13 protein-coding genes, 4 tRNA genes and 1 pseudogene are annotated in these 16590 nt (G+C 60.5%); 11 read left to right on the top strand and 7 right to left on the bottom strand.

Annotated features, from left to right (window positions below):
- Window positions 1-6: 6 nt before the first annotated feature.
- Complete coding sequence (locus Q8X51_RS17750) at window positions 7-1014, bottom strand: NADP-dependent oxidoreductase (protein ID WP_065924511.1); 1008 nt, start codon at window positions 1012-1014, stop codon at window positions 7-9.
- Window positions 1015-1242: 228 nt separating this feature from the next.
- Between Q8X51_RS17750 and Q8X51_RS17745 the strand changes: the two genes are divergently transcribed.
- The 4 genes and pseudogenes from Q8X51_RS17745 (at window position 1243) to Q8X51_RS17730 (ending at window position 5702) form a co-directional block, all read left to right on the top strand.
- Window positions 1243-2004, top strand: a complete 762-nt coding sequence (locus Q8X51_RS17745; RefSeq protein ID WP_065924512.1) for an SDR family oxidoreductase — start codon at window positions 1243-1245, stop codon at window positions 2002-2004.
- Between the two features lie 202 nt (window positions 2005-2206).
- Window positions 2207-3619 (top strand): aminotransferase-like domain-containing protein, encoded by a 1413-nt coding sequence (locus Q8X51_RS17740; RefSeq protein ID WP_065924513.1) that lies wholly within the window; start codon window positions 2207-2209, stop codon window positions 3617-3619.
- Between the two features lie 115 nt (window positions 3620-3734).
- Window positions 3735-4841 (top strand): annotated as a pseudogene (locus Q8X51_RS17735) (HAMP domain-containing protein); the annotation flags it as partial.
- Window positions 4821-5702: a methyl-accepting chemotaxis protein gene (locus Q8X51_RS17730; protein ID WP_371914624.1), complete on the top strand. Its 882-nt coding sequence runs from the start codon at window positions 4821-4823 to the stop codon at window positions 5700-5702. The pseudogene Q8X51_RS17735 and the gene Q8X51_RS17730, both read left to right, overlap by 21 nt.
- A gap of 36 nt (window positions 5703-5738) precedes the next feature.
- On the opposite strand, the gene Q8X51_RS17725 is transcribed toward Q8X51_RS17730, so the two are convergent.
- A complete protein-coding gene (locus Q8X51_RS17725; protein WP_065924515.1) occupies window positions 5739-6551 on the bottom strand; it encodes an alpha/beta fold hydrolase in 813 nt (270 codons plus the stop codon).
- A 126-nt stretch (window positions 6552-6677) separates the two neighbouring features.
- A complete protein-coding gene (locus Q8X51_RS17720; protein ID WP_027607090.1) occupies window positions 6678-7448 on the bottom strand; it encodes a hypothetical protein in 771 nt (256 codons plus the stop codon).
- A 359-nt stretch (window positions 7449-7807) separates the two neighbouring features.
- Between Q8X51_RS17720 and Q8X51_RS17715 the strand changes: the two genes are divergently transcribed.
- The 5 genes from Q8X51_RS17715 to Q8X51_RS17695 all read left to right on the top strand — a co-directional run bounded on the left by Q8X51_RS17715 (window position 7808) and on the right by Q8X51_RS17695 (window position 9104).
- Window positions 7808-7883: transfer RNA gene (locus tag Q8X51_RS17715), tRNA-Glu, on the top strand.
- A gap of 3 nt (window positions 7884-7886) precedes the next feature.
- A tRNA-Gly gene (locus Q8X51_RS17710) sits at window positions 7887-7962 on the top strand.
- 105 nt (window positions 7963-8067) lie between these two features.
- Window positions 8068-8143, top strand: a tRNA-Glu gene (locus Q8X51_RS17705).
- A gap of 3 nt (window positions 8144-8146) precedes the next feature.
- Window positions 8147-8222, top strand: a tRNA-Gly gene (locus Q8X51_RS17700).
- Between the two features lie 144 nt (window positions 8223-8366).
- Complete coding sequence (locus Q8X51_RS17695; protein WP_065924516.1) at window positions 8367-9104, top strand: hypothetical protein; 738 nt, start codon at window positions 8367-8369, stop codon at window positions 9102-9104.
- Window positions 9105-9168: 64 nt separating this feature from the next.
- Here Q8X51_RS17695 and Q8X51_RS17690 read toward each other — a convergent pair whose 3' ends face one another.
- Together Q8X51_RS17690 and Q8X51_RS17685 are read right to left on the bottom strand one after the other, a co-directional pair.
- Window positions 9169-10908, bottom strand: a complete 1740-nt coding sequence (locus tag Q8X51_RS17690) for a dipeptidase (RefSeq protein ID WP_407694052.1) — start codon at window positions 10906-10908, stop codon at window positions 9169-9171.
- A 145-nt stretch (window positions 10909-11053) separates the two neighbouring features.
- On the bottom strand, window positions 11054-11680 hold the full coding sequence (locus Q8X51_RS17685; RefSeq protein ID WP_065924517.1) for a hypothetical protein: 627 nt from the start codon (window positions 11678-11680) through the stop codon (window positions 11054-11056).
- A gap of 89 nt (window positions 11681-11769) precedes the next feature.
- Here Q8X51_RS17685 and Q8X51_RS17680 point away from each other — a divergent pair, with 89 nt between their 5' ends.
- Window positions 11770-12702 carry a LysR family transcriptional regulator gene (locus Q8X51_RS17680; protein WP_074844743.1) on the top strand — a complete coding sequence of 311 codons (933 nt, stop codon included), beginning with the start codon at window positions 11770-11772 and terminating at the stop codon, window positions 12700-12702.
- 69 nt (window positions 12703-12771) lie between these two features.
- On the opposite strand, the gene Q8X51_RS17675 is transcribed toward Q8X51_RS17680, so the two are convergent.
- On the bottom strand, window positions 12772-13179 hold the full coding sequence (locus Q8X51_RS17675) for a PA2817 family protein (RefSeq protein WP_200625087.1): 408 nt from the start codon (window positions 13177-13179) through the stop codon (window positions 12772-12774).
- A 75-nt stretch (window positions 13180-13254) separates the two neighbouring features.
- Window positions 13255-15702: an acyl-CoA dehydrogenase gene (locus Q8X51_RS17670; RefSeq protein ID WP_407694053.1), complete on the bottom strand. Its 2448-nt coding sequence runs from the start codon at window positions 15700-15702 to the stop codon at window positions 13255-13257.
- A 191-nt stretch (window positions 15703-15893) separates the two neighbouring features.
- Here Q8X51_RS17670 and Q8X51_RS17665 point away from each other — a divergent pair, with 191 nt between their 5' ends.
- Window positions 15894-16553, top strand: a complete 660-nt coding sequence (locus Q8X51_RS17665) for a transglutaminase-like domain-containing protein (RefSeq protein ID WP_065924519.1) — start codon at window positions 15894-15896, stop codon at window positions 16551-16553.
- Window positions 16554-16590: the final 37 nt, after the last annotated feature.

Genomic DNA, 16590 nt, shown 5'->3' with positions numbered 1-16590 from the left:
CGTGTATCAGCTGACCTTGAGCACCAATTTGCCAAAGTTTTCGCCGTTGAACAGCTTCATCAGCGTCTCCGGGAACGTCTCCAGCCCCTCGACGATATCCTCCTTGCTCTTGAGCTTGCCCTGGGCCATCCAACCGGCCATTTCCTGCCCGGCGGCGGCAAAGTTCGCCGCGTGATCCATCACCACAAAGCCTTCCATCCTTGCGCGGTTGACCAGCAGTGAGAGGTAGTTGGCCGGGCCTTTCACCGCTTCCTTGTTGTTGTACTGGCTGATGGCCCCGCAAATCACCACGCGGGCTTTCAACGCCAGCCGACTGAGCACCGCGTCAAGAATGTCGCCGCCGACGTTATCGAAATACACATCCACGCCTTTAGGGCACTCGCGCTTCAGGGCGGCGGGCACGTCTTCGTTCTTGTAGTCGATGGCGGCGTCGAAGCCCAGCTCATCCACCAGGAACTTGCACTTGTCGGCGCCGCCGGCAATGCCGACCACGCGGCAGCCTTTGAGCTTGGCGATCTGCCCGGCAATGCTGCCCACGGCACCGGCCGCGCCGGAGATCACCACGGTTTCACCGGCCTTGGGCGCGCCGGTGTCCAGCAGTGCGAAGTAGGCGGTCATGCCGGTCATGCCCAGCGCAGACAGGTAGCGGGGCAGGGGCGCCAGATTGGGGTCGACCTTGTAGAAGCCGCGCGGTTCGCCCAGGAAGTAATCCTGCACGCCCAGGGCGCCATTCACGTAGTCCCCGACGGAGAATTTCGGGTTATTCGAGGCAATCACCTTGCCTACACCCAGCGCGCGCATGACCTCGCCGAGGCCTACGGGCGGAATGTAGGACTTGCCTTCATTCATCCAGCCACGCATGGCCGGGTCGAGGGACAGGTATTCGTTGTGCACCAGCACCTGCCCGTCCCCGGGCGTGCCCACCGGCACGACCTGGTAAGTGAAGGTTTCCCGCGTGGCCGCGCCGACCGGGCGTTTGGCGAGCAGGAATTGGCGGTTGGTCTGGGCGGTCATGGCAAGGACTCTTTAGAAGTGAAGCATGATTGATAGACCTTGGACGGCCCGGGGGCAAGGTCAGCCTAGGGTGCGAATGCTCATCGATAGGTGCCATTGATAGTGAGCCCGGTTGCCTTATCACTATGACTCATGCAGCACTAACCGGACTTCTGATAGTGCTGACGTGTGCGTCTCGGCGTTGGCTAGACTCGTGCCACTGCCATTAATCCCAATAGGACATCCTCCATGAGCATGACGTTTTCCGGCCAGGTCGCCCTGGTGACTGGCGCCGCCGCCGGTATTGGTCGCGCCACTGCGCTGGCGTTCGCCGCCGAAGGCTTGAAGGTCGTGGTCGCCGACCTGGACGTAGCTGGCGGCGAGGGTACGGTCGCGCTGATCCACCAGGCCGGGGGCGAGGCGCTGTTCGTGCGCTGCAACGTCACCCAGGAGGCGGATGTGCAGCAGTTGATGGCACAGACCATCGGCGCCTATGGTCGCCTGGACTATGCGTTCAATAACGCCGGCATCGAGATCGAGAAGGGCAGGCTGGCGGACGGCAGCCTGGATGAGTTCGACGCGATCATGGGCGTCAACGTCAAGGGTGTGTGGTTGTGCATGAAGTACCAGTTGCCGCTGCTGCTGGCCCAGGGCGGTGGGGCGATCGTCAACACCGCGTCGGTGGCGGGGTTGGGCGCGGCGCCGAAGATGAGTATCTATGCGGCCTCCAAGCACGCCGTGATCGGCCTGACCAAGTCCGCAGCTATCGAATACGCGAAGAAGAAAATCCGCGTCAATGCCGTCTGCCCGGCGGTGATCGATACCGATATGTTCCGGCGCGCCTATGAAGCCGACCCCCGCAAGGCCGAATTCGCCGCCGCCATGCACCCGGTCGGGCGTATCGGCAAGGTGGAGGAAATCGCCAGCGCAGTGCTGTACCTGTGCAGCGACGGAGCGGCGTTCACCACCGGCCACGCCTTGGCCGTGGACGGTGGCGCGACGGCTATCTAGGACCTGGCGCCGGCCCCTTGTTCGAAAACGTCTGGGCGCGCGTGGGGCTTTTCCAAAGCTGGCAAAACGCTGTGACCGAATATGTGTCAGTAGGTAAATAAGTCAATAAAATCAATAATTTAATAAATTTATGCGGCCGGCAACCTGCTGCTTCTGTGCTTAACTCTCCGGGTTGATAACAGACAGTTGAAGTGAGTGGCTCATGGATTTAGGGATCGATCGACAGGCCCTTGTACCGGTAGTGCAGCAAATCGTCAGTGCAGTGGTGCAATGGATTCGCAAGGACGGCGTGAGCCCCGGAACGCGCTTGCCGTCCGTCCGCCAGTTGGCCCTGGATAACCTGCTCAGCCAATCCAGCGTGATCGAAGCATTCGAACGGATGGTCGCCCAAGGGGTGCTGGCGCCCCGGCAGGGCTCGGGATTTGTGGTGGCCCAGCCGGCTGCCTGCCACGAAGGCAATTGGTATGAGGGGGCGGAGCGCGAGTGGGGCGCCTTTGCCGACAATCCGTTGGGCGAGTTGAAGCTGGGCTGTGGCTGGTTGCCCGATGCCTGGCGCGAAAGCGATGACATCAGTTACGCGATTCGTGAAGTCACCCGCACCGACACGGCCGGCCTGTTCAACTACAGCACCCCTCTGGGTCTGCCTGCGCTGCGCGAGCAACTGCTCAAGCGCCTGACCCAGATTCACATCGCCACCAGCCTGGAGCGCATCCTGACCACCGCAGGTGCCAGCCATGCCCAGGACCTGCTGATACGTACGCTGCTCAAGGCCGGCGACAGCGTGGTGGTCGAAACCCCCGGGTATGCCAACCTCTATCGGCAGCTGGCGTTCCAGGGCGTGCAACTGCTGGAAGTACCGCGTACCCGAGGCGGCCCCGACCTCCCGGCGCTTGAAGCGCTGCTGCAGCACCATCATCCCAAGTGCCTGTTCATCCACAGCCTCTATCACAATCCCACGGGCACCAGCCTGTGCCGGCTGGTGGCCGAGCGCTTGCTGGAACTGGCACACCGCAAGAACTTCCTGATCATCGAGGAAGATGTCTACGGCGATCTGCAACAGGCCAGTTGCACGCGGCTTTCTGCATTGCCCCATGATGATCGGGTGATCTACGTCGCGAGTTTTTCCAAGACCCTGAGCAGCGCCTTGCGCGTGGGCTACCTCTGCGCCAGCAGCGCAATCATCACGCAACTGGCCAGCCTCAAGACCTTGAGCGGCTTCGGCACCTCCCGGTTTGCTGAAGCGGTGGTCGCCACGTTGCTGGCCAATGGCACGTATCGCAAGTGGGTGCAGCGCCTGCGCAAGCGGTTGAGCAGTGAAATGGCCGTGACCCTGCAAGTGCTGGAGGACGAAGAGTGGGAGGTGTTCGCCGTACCCACCGGCGGTATGTTCCTGTGGGCACGCCCGGGGACGGCGCAGCCTTCGCGGTTGCAGGCGTGCGCCCGGCAGTTGGGGGTGTTGTTGTCGCCCGGGGCGTTGTTCAGTCCCACCGGCGGGCACAGTGAGTGGCTACGCCTTAATGTCGCCTATGCTACTGATCAACGTGCCTTGGCGTTGTTCCGTGCGATGGGGCCCGCCAGATCGACCTCGACCATTCTGAAAACGACGAGTGTGTAGCTTTTTGCCATTATTGTGGCGCCAGTGCCTTGTGCTCAGTGCCTTTTGATTGCGAATCTCGTTGCTTGTCCATCGGACTTGATGGCGTCCGCCATTGCAAGAGGATTCAAGTGCAATGATTTCAGGCGTGCAACGACGTTTCGCCAACCTGGGTATGGCGAAAAAACTGGGCTTGGGCTTCACCCTGGTGCTGCTGCTGACGGCGTTGGTCGCGGCTATCGGCGTGTGGTCCCTGCAAACCGTTGGCCAGCGTTTTGAAGGCCTCAAGGCCATGTCGTCGCTCAACAGCGGCTTGCTCAAGGTGCGCCTGATCGAACAGGACTACGCGCTGCACACCGACCCCAAGGCCGTCGACGCCTTGCATGAAAGTCTCGATGCCCTGGCGGCCCAGGCGGCCGGCCTCAAGGCCCAGTCTGCGGCGAATGTGCCGGTGATGGCCGAGGTCGAGCAGGCTCTGGCAGCCTACCGGAAGGCGTTCGATGAGTTCGTCGAGCTGACGCAGACCAAGGATCTGGCGCTGGAAATGGCCAGTTGGTCGGTGTCCAGCGTGGCGAATAACCTGGATGTATTGCAGGCCGGGCTGGCGGACGACGGCGCCTATGGCCTCAAGGAAAGCCAAGGTAAGGAGGGGGCCGAGTTTATCGAGCAGGCAGGCCAGATCAGTCAGGTTTCCCGCTTGATGTTGCAGGCCATGAACGAAGCCCATGTGCGCCTGGACCAGAGCCGCAAGGCGGATGCTGACGACGCCGAGCAAGGCAAGATCGAGCAGGCCGACCAGGCCCTGGCCCAGGTCGAGCAATTGAAAACGTCGGTCAAGGACCCTGGTTATCAGACGGTGCTCAACGAAGTTTCCGGGCATATCGCCGCCTTCAGCGAAAAGCTGGGGGAATACACCGGCCTGCTGGCCCAGGAAAAAGTCGTCTACAAACAACTGCATGATCGAGCTGACCAAGTCGTCAGCCGGGTCAACCAGGCCTATGACGCTGAAGACCTGTCGATGCAGGCGCAACTGAAGAAAAGCGCGATGTTGATCATTGGCTCGTCGGCCCTGGCCTTGCTGGTGGGGTTGATTGCGGCCTGGGTGATTACCCGCTTGATTGTCGCGCCGCTGCGCAGTGTGATCGCGGTAGCCCGACAGATTGCCGCCGGGGATCTGAGCGGGCGCATGGAGGTCAGCCGCCGTGATGAAATCGGCCAGTTGATGCAGGCGATGCAACAGATGGGCGGCGGCCTTAGCCAGATGGTCAGCGGCCTGCAGGCCGGTATCGAACAATTGGCCAGCTCGGCGCAGTCGCTGTCCAGCGTGACCGAGCAGACCAATGTCGAGGTCAGCAGCCAGAAGGAAGAAACCGAGCAGGTCGCTACCGCGATGAACCAGATGACCGCCACCGTGCACGATGTGGCACGCAACGCCGAGCAGGCCGCACAAGCCGCGCAGACGGCGGATGAAAAAGTCGACAGCGGCCAGCAGGTGGTGCGCCAGAGTTTGCAGCGTATCGAATTGTTGGCCACGTCCAGTACACGCGCGAGCACCAGCATCGAGAGCCTCAGTGCCGAAATCCAGAATATCGGCACCGTGCTGAGCGTGATCAAAAGCGTCGCCGAACAGACCAACCTGCTGGCCCTGAACGCAGCCATCGAAGCCGCCCGCGCAGGCGAACAGGGCCGGGGTTTTGCGGTGGTGGCCGATGAAGTACGGGCACTGGCCAAGCGCACCCAGCAGTCGACCGAAGAAATCGAGCGGCTGGTCAGTACCTTGCGCAGCGCGGCGCAATCATCGGTGCAGCAGATCCAGCAAAGTGGCGAACTGGTCAAGCTGGCGGTCAGCGATGCGCTGGAAACCGAAAGTGCCCTGGGCAGCATTGCGGTAGCGGTGTCGTTGATCCAGCAGATGAACCAGCAGATTGCCGCTGCGGCTGAGGAGCAGAGCTCGGTGGCCGAAGAGATCAACCGTAGTGTCACCAGTATTCGTGCGAGTGCCGATCAATCGGCGTTGAGCATGCAGGGCAATGCGGCGTCGAGCATCCAGCTGGCGCAGTTGGGGGCGGAGCTCAAGGGGATGGTGGGGCACTTCCGCCTTTGATCGCCGCCCCGAGGCGGCGATCAAAAGGGAGGGCGATCAGGCGTGGTTGGCGAGGAAGGTGAGCAGCGCTTCGTTGACGAAATCCGGGTTCTCCCGGCTGGAGATATGCCCGGCGTCTGGAATCAGGATCAGGGCACAGCCAATCAGTTCGGCCATTTCCTCGGATTCGGCGGGTGGCCGAGGCTTGTCCTGTTCGCCACACATCACCAAGGTGGTATCGGCGTCCAGCCGCGGTAGTTGCTCCAGTACATCTTCGCGGCTGAAGATCAATCGACCCAGGGGGACGATGCTGTGCAGCAGGCGTTCCCGGGGAAAGTCCTGCAGTGACTTGCGAAAATCCTGGTAGAGCGCCGATTCGCGGTCGATGTCGGGGCGAAAGAAGATCGGCGCGATCACATCCAGCAACGGCTCAGGAATGGCGCCGGCATCTTCAATCATCTTGAACAACGAGAAGTAATACTGGCGCGTGGCCTCTGGCTCGGCACCGAGGTAGGTGTCCATCAGCACCAGGCTGTTGATCCGCTCGGGGGCCTGCAATGCCAGGCGTGCGCCCCACATGCCGCCCACCGACAGGCCTGCCAGGTTGATCTGTGCGATCTCCAAATGGTCAAGCAGGGCCAGGACCTGGCGCGCAAGGTCGTCGAGGGTGTGGGTGGGGGCGGGGAGTTGGCCCGATTCGCCGTGGCCCCACAGTTCGGGCACGATGACCCGGTACTGTTGTGACAGGGCTTCGATCTGCGGGGCCCACATGTCGCGGTCCCACAGGTAGCTTGAGCCGAGCAGGACGACAGGGCCGGTGCCCTGGTCGACGTAATGCAGCGGTTGTCCATCAATGACGGCGATAGGCATAGCGGGCCTCTGACTTCACGGAGTGAGGGGCACTTTTTTACGCTAGTCGGGGGCGGGGCGATAGATGCAAATTGATGGCATGTTGGGGCGAGCGGGCAGCCCGCTCACCCCAGGGGAGTGGGCAGATCAGTCGTAGATGACTTTCTTTTTCCACTCGGCATCGGCGTCGACTTCTTTCATGCCTTCGGTCAATTCGTTGACTTCCTCCGCCGCCTGTTTGCTGTTAGCCAGCACGGTCGAGTTGGCGCGGGCCAGTTGACCTTCCAGCAATTGCAGCTGTGCACTGTAGAGCACCGGTTCAGGCTGCTTGCGCAGGTACTGCACGCCACGCTCGAAGGCCAGGCGCGCCTGGCCAGGCTGGCCCTGCTGCAAGGCGTGCTGGCCGAGATTGTTGAAGAACTCTATGTGCAACAGCACCAGGATATGACGGATTTCCTTGATCCAGTGCTTGGCTTCGTTGGTCGGCAGGAACCCGTCCTGGGCGGCGCGGGTGACCTGGCCATGCAGGGCTTCCAGCAGGAAGCGCACGTCCTTGGCCTTGGCTTCGGTCTGGATCGGCGCCGGCGGGTTGTTCACCGGGATGGACTCGCCCTGGGCCACCAGCGTGTTCAGCTCGGTGATACGGGCCTTGAGCGGTGCACTGGTCTTGTTGAGGTTCAACAGGCGCTGATTGACGTTGAGCTCCAGGCGGGCCAATAACAGCTTGAGCGCCGGGGTCATCAGTTGGCCAGGGAAGGTCTCGGTGATCTCACCGCAACGGCGCAGGCGATCATTAAGCTCGATCTCGGTGCGCTTCTTTTCCAGCTTGTTGTTTTCCACCACGTGGTTCATGTAGCCAATGGCGATCAGTATTACGATCCCGGCAATTACCAGCAGGGTGATCATGAGTGGTGTCACCGGTGTGACCTCTTTGATAGGGTTTACAGTGGAGTGTAGTGACTGGGCTTGTCGACGGATAGGACTGATCGACCAGTTACCCAGGTAGTTCTTCTATATAAGTAGCCGCTCCCTGCGTAGATGCACATTGCCATCACTTGCTGGAACGAACTATAGCGCCTTGTCGGACGCCAGAATATAGGCGTCAAGGCCTGGACGGGCAGAATGCCCCGCACGGGCCGGTAAACACGGGCGAAGTCATTGATTTAAATAAATTTATCCTTGGGGGTTGACGACCTTTCAATCCATCCATAGAATGCGCGCCACTTACAGCGTAAAGCACACAGCGAAACGCGGTAGGGAGTGAATGTTGTACGTGTGTCCCCTTCGTCTAGTGGCCTAGGACACCGCCCTTTCACGGCGGTAACAGGGGTTCGAGTCCCCTAGGGGACGCCATATGCGGGAATAGCTCAGTTGGTAGAGCACGACCTTGCCAAGGTCGGGGTCGCGAGTTCGAGTCTCGTTTCCCGCTCCAATTTACAAGCAGTGTGGCTTTCGGGCGGCACTGAGTGAAACCAGGACCAAGTCTTCGGACGAGGCCTCTGGGCACTGAAATACACACCATGTGTTTCAGTAGCGTGTCCCCTTCGTCTAGTGGCCTAGGACACCGCCCTTTCACGGCGGTAACAGGGGTTCGAGTCCCCTAGGGGACGCCATTTGCGGGAATAGCTCAGTTGGTAGAGCACGACCTTGCCAAGGTCGGGGTCGCGAGTTCGAGTCTCGTTTCCCGCTCCATATTCAACAAAAACGCCGATCAGTGATGATCGGCGTTTTTGTTTGTGCGTTATTTGTTCATCTGCCTGAACCTGTCATCTTCCTGACTCAGTTCCTGGCGTGTTCGAGATATAGTCTGGCGTTTGAGTTCAAGGAGCACGCGTGATGGCAGAAACTTCTCAATCGTCCGGTGAAACCAAGGTCGCCCCATTGGGTATCAGCGCCTTGGAAAAAGCATGGGATTTCCATTGGGCAATGCGCTTTGTCAGCGTTGTGCTGTTTCTCGATATCGCTTTGCTAATCCGTACCCGGACGCCCTTGGTGGAGTGGACGACCAGCAGCGATGCATTGCTCGCTGACTTGGGGTTCCTGGCGGTCACCGCGGCCTCTTTTGCGCTGGTGGTGTCTTTCGTTCTGCCGCTGTTGACGGAAATCGTTCGTGGGATCGGCACAAGGTTGCGAATGGCCTTTCCAAAGCTCTTGGGTGATGCCTATACACCTCCTTCAAGGGGGATCGGTTATGTGTGGGCCAACGACCTTCTGGACCTGGCACTGAAGGAAAACAGTGATTTCCTGCTTAGCTGGTATCAGCGGCATGTGCAGTTGCGAGAACAGCACCGGTTGATGATGAACAAAGTCGCGCACTTGGTGTTTGGTTGTTTGGTGCTGTCCGTCGTGGATTGGGCGGTGCCATATTTTGGATTCGGCACTGGTTCGCTGATTTTCTCGGCCATGCATGTACTGGGTGATACGGGGCTGTTTCTGGCCAGCATGGTCGTGGTAGCGGGCGGGGTAATGTTGGCGTCGGCATGGTTTGCCATCGAGTCTTCCCTGTATATCTACTACCCACCCCTGGACATGTTGCAGCGGGAGCAGGAGCGCAAGCGATACCAGGGCGCATGAAGAACCTGAGTAAAAATGCCGATCATCACTGATCGGCGTTTTTTTGCGCACACTTCAATCGCTGTCAGAGCTTCGGCAACTGTCCGATACGCCCCATCATTTCGGTGACGATCTGCAGATCCAGCAAGAACTGGTCGACCGTCTTGAACTCATTGTCGGTGTGCCCGGTGTATTTCACTTCCGGCCGCGCCAGGCCGAATTGCACGCCATTGGGCAGTTCATGCACGGACGTCGCGCCGGCCGAGGTGCCGAATTTGTGCTCCATACCGAGGTTTTCGCTGGCCACGGCCAACAAGGCCTTCACCCACTCACCTTCCGGGTTGCGGTACATCGGTTCGGCGACCGAGTAGGTGAAGTCCACGTTGACCTTGGTTTGCTTGTCCCAGGCGCTCAACTTGTCGGAAATCTCGGCTTTCAGTTTCTCCGGCGATTTGCCCTTTGGTACACGCAGGTTCACCGCCAGCTTGAAGGCTTTGTCATTCAGGCCGACAAAGGTCAGCGAGGTGGTCAGCGGCCCCATGAAATCATCGGAGAAACCCACGCCCAATTTGCCGCCCAGATAATCCAGACCCCAGTTGTCCGAGGCATAACGGGCCGCGTCGGTGATGTGGTTGTGCTTGAGGGCGATCTTGCCGTCGATGCTGTGGATCAGCTCCAGCATGCGCGACACCGGGTTGATACCGGATTCGGGCTCGGAGGAGTGCGCGGAAACCCCGGTCACTGTCAGCTTGACCTCTTTGCCAACCACCTTGGCTGTTACTTCGAAGTCACCGCCGTTGCGTTTGGCATACTCCGTACCGGCTTTTTGCAGGCTGGCGGCCAGTTCGGCAGGCGTGTCGCTGATCAACGTGGCAACCGAGGCCGAGGGAATCTGGTTGGTGGCCATGCCGCCGGTCATCGCGATGATTTCCGCGCCTTGGCCTTCCCCTTTGCGGCGCGGGAAGGTGGCCATGACAGTGCCATAACCTTTTTCGGCAATCACCACCGGGTAGCCGCCATCCAGCGCCAGGTTGTACTGCGGCGTCGGGTTGCGTTCGAAGTAATAGGGGATCGCGTCGCCGGAAGTTTCTTCGGTGGTGTCCACCAGCAGCTTGAAATTGCGCGCCAGCGGCAACTTCTCTTCCTTGATCACCTTCATGGCGTACATCGCCACCACGATGCCGTTTTTGTCATCCTCGGTGCCACGGCCATACATGCGGTCGCCGATCAGCGTGACCTTGAACGGGTCGAGCCTGGTGCCGTCTTTCAACACCCAGTTCTCCGGCGTCACCGGCACCACGTCGGCGTGGGCGTGGATACCCACCACTTCGTCGCCGTTGCCTTCCAGGGAAATCTCGTACACGCGGTTGTCGACGTTGCGGAAGTTCAGGTTGAAGGTCTTGGCCAGGGCCTGGATCTTGGCGGCAATCCGGATGAATTCCGGATTTTTGTACTGCGGCATGCCGTCCACGTTGAAGGTCGGAATTTCCACCAGTTCGCGCAAGGTATCGAGGGCGGCTTTGCCGTATTTCACTCGGGTGTAAATACCCAAAAGGCGATGGATTTCGTTCTGCTGGTCGGCGGTCAGGGTTTTGTTATCGAGGAAGGCACCGATCGCCGGGCCTACGTCGTTGGCCTTGCCCAGGTCGCCTTTGGCCAGGGTGCCGAGGAAACCACGGAAATCCGTGACCGACGTTTCGCTGAAGCTCGTCAGGATCGCCGTGCTTTGCTCTGGGGTGATGTTGGCAAAGGCAGGTGTGGTCATCACCGAAAGGCCGGCCGCGAACAGGGTGGCAGCCGCTAATTGCTTGAGTCGAAAGTGCATGGTCAGGGGCATTCCTTTGCAAAGGGAAATGGGGGATTCCTGATCAATATGTCAGAAATATTTCGACACACTACCACTGCCAAGGTGTGCCCGGGAGACCACTGGGAGGCTTATCTAAAAACTCGATAGCACCCGACTCTGCTCTCTAGTCCAGGCTGTAACGCACCGACAACGCACCCTTTTTCTCCGAAAGCGCCAGGATCGTTACCTGACCCAACTCGCCCAGCGTTTGCACATGGGTACCGCCGCAAGCGTAGGTGGGCAGATCACCGAAGCCCACTTCGCGGGTGCCGTCGTCCAGGGCCATATGGCGCGGGTAGTCGGCGGCGATCCATTGGTTGATCTGCTGTTGAATGATCTCGGCGTCCATGGCTTGCGCGGTTTCGCCACGGATAAAAGTGATCTTGCCTTCACCTGGCCAGTGGTGCGCCTTGATCGGCATCCAACCCAGGGTTTCGCCAGCGTTGCCGATCAAATGCCCGGCGGAGTGCAGGCGGGTGTGCAGGGCGCGGCGTGGTTCGTCGACCCGCGCGGTGATGGGGCCCGGTTCCACCGGTTGGTTGACATAGTGCACCACGCGATCGGTTTCCTGGGTGACTCGCAGCACCTGGCTGTCGCCCAGCCAGCCGGTATCGAACGGCTGGCCACCGCCTTGGGGATGGAAAATCGTCGACTGCAAAACGACCGCAAACTGGCCCTCGCAGGGGGTGCAACTGAGTACTTCAAGCTCGGCGGTCAGGTGGTCATGGGTGAAAAACAGGCGCTCGGTCATTTTCTACATCCGCATCAGGGTTCTGCGGGCAGTATAAATAGTGCCTGGATAGGTGATAATCCGCTCAAATATCAATGGACCTGTGCGTCATGAGCATCAATCTTCCTTTGCCGCTGCTGGGCGAAATGGCGATTTTCGTCAAGGTAGTAGAGACCGGCAGCTTCTCCGAAGCGGCGCGGCAGTTGAGCCTTTCGCCGTCGGCGGTAAGCCGCAGTATTTCGCGCCTGGAAAAGGCCCTGTCCACCCGTTTGCTGCAACGCACCACGCGCAAATTGCGCCTGAGTGAAGCCGGTGAGGAGGTTTTCAAGCGCTGCCAGGAAATGGTCAGCGCGGCGCGCTCAGTGATGGAAATCAGCGGCCAGTTCACCCACGAGGCAGAGGGCCTGGTGCGGGTCAGTGTGCCGAAGGCGGTGGGGCGGTTTGTGGTGCACCCGCATATGCCGGAGTTCCTGCGGCGTTATCCCAGGGTGGATGTGCAATTGATCCTCGAGGACCGGCATGTGGACCTGATCGATGACAATGTCGACCTCAGCATCCGCATCACCGACAGCCCGCCGCCGGGCCTGGTGGGGCGGCAGTTATTGCCGATTGAGCATTTACTCTGTGCCACGCCGCAGTATCTAGCCGAGCATGGTGCGCCGGAGCATCCCCATGATTTGCTGGCGCACAGTTGCATCTATCTCGGTGAAACCCCGGGGGATTCACGCTGGAAATTCCGCCAGGGCGGCAAGGCGGTGACGGTCGGCGTGCGTGGACGTTATGCGGCGAACCACACCGGCGTTCGGCTGGATGCGGTGTTGCAGCACGTGGGAATTGGCAGCTTGCCGTATTTCACCGCGCGGCATGCGTTGGAGGAGGGGCGGTTGGTACAGGTGCTGCCCGGGTGGGACTTTATTGCGTCCTACCATGGCGAAGCGTGGTTGTTGCATTCGCCCACGCGTTACCTGCCGCCGAAGCTTCGGGTGTTTATCGATTATCTGGTGGAGTGCATGGCGAGGGAGCCGACATTGCGCCGGCGATAGGCGCACGGTCGAAAATGTGGGAGGAGGGCTTGCTCCCTCCCGCATTCAGTTATGCAGTGTCTTGAACAATCAGTGTTTGCTTTGGTCCTGCGGCATGGCCAGCAGTTGCTTTTCCTGGTTCCAGTCGAAGGGTTCGTCGTTTTGTTCGGCTTCAAAGCGACGCTCTTCCAGGGCCTGGTACAGGTTCAGTTCTTCGTCGGGCATGAAGTGCAGGCAATCGCCGCCGAAGAACCACAGCAGGTCGCGCGGGACCAGGTGGGCGATCTGCGGGTAGCGCAGGATGACCTGGCTCATCAGGTCCTGGCCCAGGTACTGGCTTTCGATCGGGTCGATCGGCAGCAGGGCGCGCAGTTCGTCGAAGCGCTCCAGGAACAGGGTGTGGCTTTCCTCGGGCACCTGTTCGGCTTCGCCGACGGCAACCAGGATGCTGCGCAGGTGGTCGAGCAAGACGAGATGATCGGCAACGACGTTGGACACGAGATAAGTCCTCTAAAGCAAAAACGGGCGCGAGAGTATATGCCTCTCGCGCCCGTTTTTATATGACCGCCGGACTCAGCGGACTTTACCTTCAGCGTGTACCAGCTCTTCCTTGCTGAAATCATCCACGTCGATCACCTTGCGCCGTGCCGCTTCGGCGTCGCGCAAGCTCTGCGCTTCCGCCGGTTGCAGCACACCGGCGTGCAGGGCGGCATCGATCGCATGTTCGCCGGCAGCGGGTTTGACCTGGCCACTTTTGAGCGCGGTGTGCAGTTTTTTCTGCAATGGATGGCTGGCACCCAATAGATCGTAGGCGTGTTGCAGAGCGCCCACTGGATCTTCTGCCGATTGTGGGCGGTAGCAGCCGGCCAGCAATTCTTCCAGGGTCGGGTCGCCTTTGGCGCGGCCAATCACCGCGGCCACTTCGGCATCCAGCGCATCGGACGGACCGGTATGGCGACGTCCGAACGGGAATACAATCACCCGCAGCAGGCAGCCCAGCACTTTATTCGGGAAGTTGCTCAGCAGCTCATCCAACGCACGCTCGGACTCGCCGAGGCTTTCTTCCATGGCCCAGGCGAACAGCGGTTCCAAGTGATCCGGCGAATCCAGGTCGTGGTAACGCTTGAGTGCCGCCGACGCCAGGTACATATGGCTTAGCACGTCACCGAGGCGTGCCGACAGGCGTTCGCGGCGTTTCAACTCGCCACCCAGCAGCATCATGCTCAGGTCCGCCAGCAGCGCGAACGCGGCAGCCTGGCGGTTCAATGCGCGGAAATAACCCTGGCTCAAACGGTTGCCCGGGGCTTTCTCGAAGTGCCCCACGCCGAGGTTCAGCACCAGGGTGCTGGCGGCATTGCTCATGGCAAAACCAATGTGTTGCATCAGCAGCCCGTCGAACTCCTTCAGCGCCTGATCGTGGTCCTCACGCCCGGCCAGCGCCATTTCCTTGAGCACGAACGGATGGCAGCGGATGGCACCCTGGCCGAAGATCATCAGGTTGCGCGAGAGGATGTTCGCGCCTTCCACGGTGATGAAGATCGGCGCGCCCTGCCAGCTGCGGCCCAGGTAGTTGTTCGGGCCCATGATGATGCCCTTGCCGCCGTGTACGTCCATGGCGTGGCTGATGCACTCACGGCCGCGTTCGGTCAGGTGGTACTTGAGGATCGCCGACAGCACCGAGGGTTTTTCCCCAAGGTCCACGGCATTGGCGGTGAGCATGCGTGCGCTGTCCATCAGCCAGGCGTTGCCGCCGATGCGCGCCAGGGCTTCCTGGATACCTTCGAAGGCTGACAGCGGTACGTTGAACTGCTCGCGCACCTGGGCGTACTGGCCGGTGACCAGGCTGGTGAACTTGGCGGCGCCGGTACCCACGGCGGGCAGGGAGATCGAACGGCCGACCGACAGGCAGTTCATCAGCATCATCCAGCCTTTGCCGAGCATTTCCTGGCCGCCGATGAGGTATTCCAAGGGGATGAACACGTCCTTGCCGGAGTTCGGACCGTTCATGAACGCGGCGCCGAGGGGCAGGTGGCGACGGCCGATTTCCACACCGGGGGTGTCGGTAGGGATCAGTGCGAGGCTGATGCCCAGGTCTTCTTCTTCACCCAGCAGGTGGTCTGGATCGTGGGCCTTGAAGGCCAGGCCCAGCAGGGTCGCGACCGGGCCAAGGGTGATGTAGCGTTTTTCCCAGTTCAGGCGCAGGCCGAGGGTTTCCTTGCCTTCCCATTCGCCTTTGCAGATCACCCCCGTGTCAGGCATGGCGCCGGCATCGGAGCCCGCCAGCGGGCCGGTGAGGGCGAAGCAGGGGATGTCATCGCCACGCGCCAGGCGTGGCAGGTAGTGGTTGCGTTGTTCGTCGGTGCCGTAATGCAACAGCAATTCGGCCGGGCCGAGGGAGTTGGGCACCATCACTGTGGAGGCCAGGTCGCCGCTGCGGGTGGCGAGTTTCATCGCGACCTGGGAGTGGGCATAAGCGGAGAAGCCCTTGCCGCCATATTCCTTGGGAATGATCAGGGCGAAGAAACCGTGGGTCTTGATGTGCTCCCACGCGGCCGGCGGCAGGTCCATGGCCTGGCCGATTTCCCAGTCGCTGACCATGGCGCAGAGTTCTTCGGTGGGGCCGTCGATAAAGGCCTGTTCTTCCTCGGTCAGTTGCACCTTGGGGTAGGCCAGCAGCTTGTCCCAGTCGGGACGACCGCTGAACAGTTCGCCGTCCCACCACACGGTGCCGGCGTCGATGGCGTCGCGCTCGGTCTCGGACATCGGCGGCAAGACTTTCTGGAACCAGCTGAACAGCGGCTTGGTGAAGTATTGGCGGCGCAGGTCCGGCAGCAGCAAGGGCGCGGCCACCACAGCGATCAATACCCAGAAAATCAGCAGCAGCCAACCCGGTGCATGGCTCCAGGTGCCCATCGCCAGCAGGTAAACGGCGACCACGCCCAGGGCGGGCAGAGGGGCGACGCGGCGATGTGCCAGGTAGGCAATGCCGACCACCAGAACCAGTATCCACAACAACAGCATATTCAATCCTCCGTGAAACCAGGGGCGAAACCACCAGGGAGCTTAGTCGGCATCCGAACAAGCGGGGTGATCAGGGTGTTACAAGTTGTACTGGGAACACCTGGCATCAGGCGCCGACATTTGGCCGAATCGTCGTTATCTCCGTGGCGGACCTGTCGTTAAACTCCAGGCTTCCTTCGGAGATCAAGCTCATGGATACGTATCTGAGTCCCAGCCGCTTCATCGATAGTGACCACCCTGCGGTGGTGGAGTTCGCCGAAAAACACCGCGGCTCCAGCGCGAATTTACGTGACCAGGCGGTCAGTCTCTATTACGCCGTGCGTGAGGCGATTCGCTATAACCCCTACACCTTCAGCCGCGATCCCGCCACCTTGAATGCCAGCTTCGCCCTGGCCGCCGGCGAAAGCTATTGCGTGCCCAAGGCCACCTTGCTCGCCGCCTGCGCCCGTCACTGCGGCATCCCGGCGCGCATCGGTCTTGCGGATGTGCGCAATCACCTGTCGACACCGCGCCTGATCGCGTTGCTCAAAAGCGATGTGTTTGCCATGCATGGCTACACCGAGCTTTACCTGGACGGCCGCTGGGTCAAGGCGACGCCGGCGTTCAACCGCCAACTCTGTGAGGTGTTCGACGTACCACCACTGGACTTCGACGGGATCAGCGACAGCGTATTCCATGCATTCAACCGCCAGGGGCAGCGCTCGATGGAGTACGTGGTGGACCATGGGCAGTTTCCCGATGTGCCCGAGGATTTCTTCTTCGCCCATCTGGAGAAATGTTACCCACACCTGTTTGCTGAACAGATGCCGATCTTGTCGGGCGACTTGCCGAGCGATTTGAGCCGCGGGTGAACCGGCGTATGCTGCTGCGTTCATCAAGCCATGTTCA

Origin of the sequence: Pseudomonas sp. Yb2C2 (assembly GCF_052112325.1) — a bacterium.
Taxonomy (GTDB): Bacteria; Pseudomonadota; Gammaproteobacteria; order Pseudomonadales; family Pseudomonadaceae; genus Aquipseudomonas; species Aquipseudomonas marginalis.
This window is presented reverse-complemented; position numbering and strand designations above follow the sequence as displayed.

Coding starts and splice junctions, on each gene's coding strand:
- Q8X51_RS17690 (WP_407694052.1), bottom strand. CDS start 10,908: ATGCACTTTCGACTCAAGCAATTAGCGGCTGCCACCCTGTTCGCGGCC.
- Q8X51_RS17670 (WP_407694053.1), bottom strand. CDS start 15,702: ATGCTGTTGTTGTGGATACTGGTTCTGGTGGTCGGCATTGCCTACCTG.
- Q8X51_RS17750 (WP_065924511.1), bottom strand. CDS start 1,014: ATGACCGCCCAGACCAACCGCCAATTCCTGCTCGCCAAACGCCCGGTC.
- Q8X51_RS17695 (WP_065924516.1), top strand. CDS start 8,367: ATGGCAGAAACTTCTCAATCGTCCGGTGAAACCAAGGTCGCCCCATTG.
- Q8X51_RS17680 (WP_074844743.1), top strand. CDS start 11,770: ATGAGCATCAATCTTCCTTTGCCGCTGCTGGGCGAAATGGCGATTTTC.
- Q8X51_RS17740 (WP_065924513.1), top strand. CDS start 2,207: ATGGATTTAGGGATCGATCGACAGGCCCTTGTACCGGTAGTGCAGCAA.
- Q8X51_RS17685 (WP_065924517.1), bottom strand. CDS start 11,680: ATGACCGAGCGCCTGTTTTTCACCCATGACCACCTGACCGCCGAGCTT.
- Q8X51_RS17730 (WP_371914624.1), top strand. CDS start 4,821: ATGCAGGCGATGCAACAGATGGGCGGCGGCCTTAGCCAGATGGTCAGC.
- Q8X51_RS17665 (WP_065924519.1), top strand. CDS start 15,894: ATGGATACGTATCTGAGTCCCAGCCGCTTCATCGATAGTGACCACCCT.
- Q8X51_RS17725 (WP_065924515.1), bottom strand. CDS start 6,551: ATGCCTATCGCCGTCATTGATGGACAACCGCTGCATTACGTCGACCAG.
- Q8X51_RS17745 (WP_065924512.1), top strand. CDS start 1,243: ATGAGCATGACGTTTTCCGGCCAGGTCGCCCTGGTGACTGGCGCCGCC.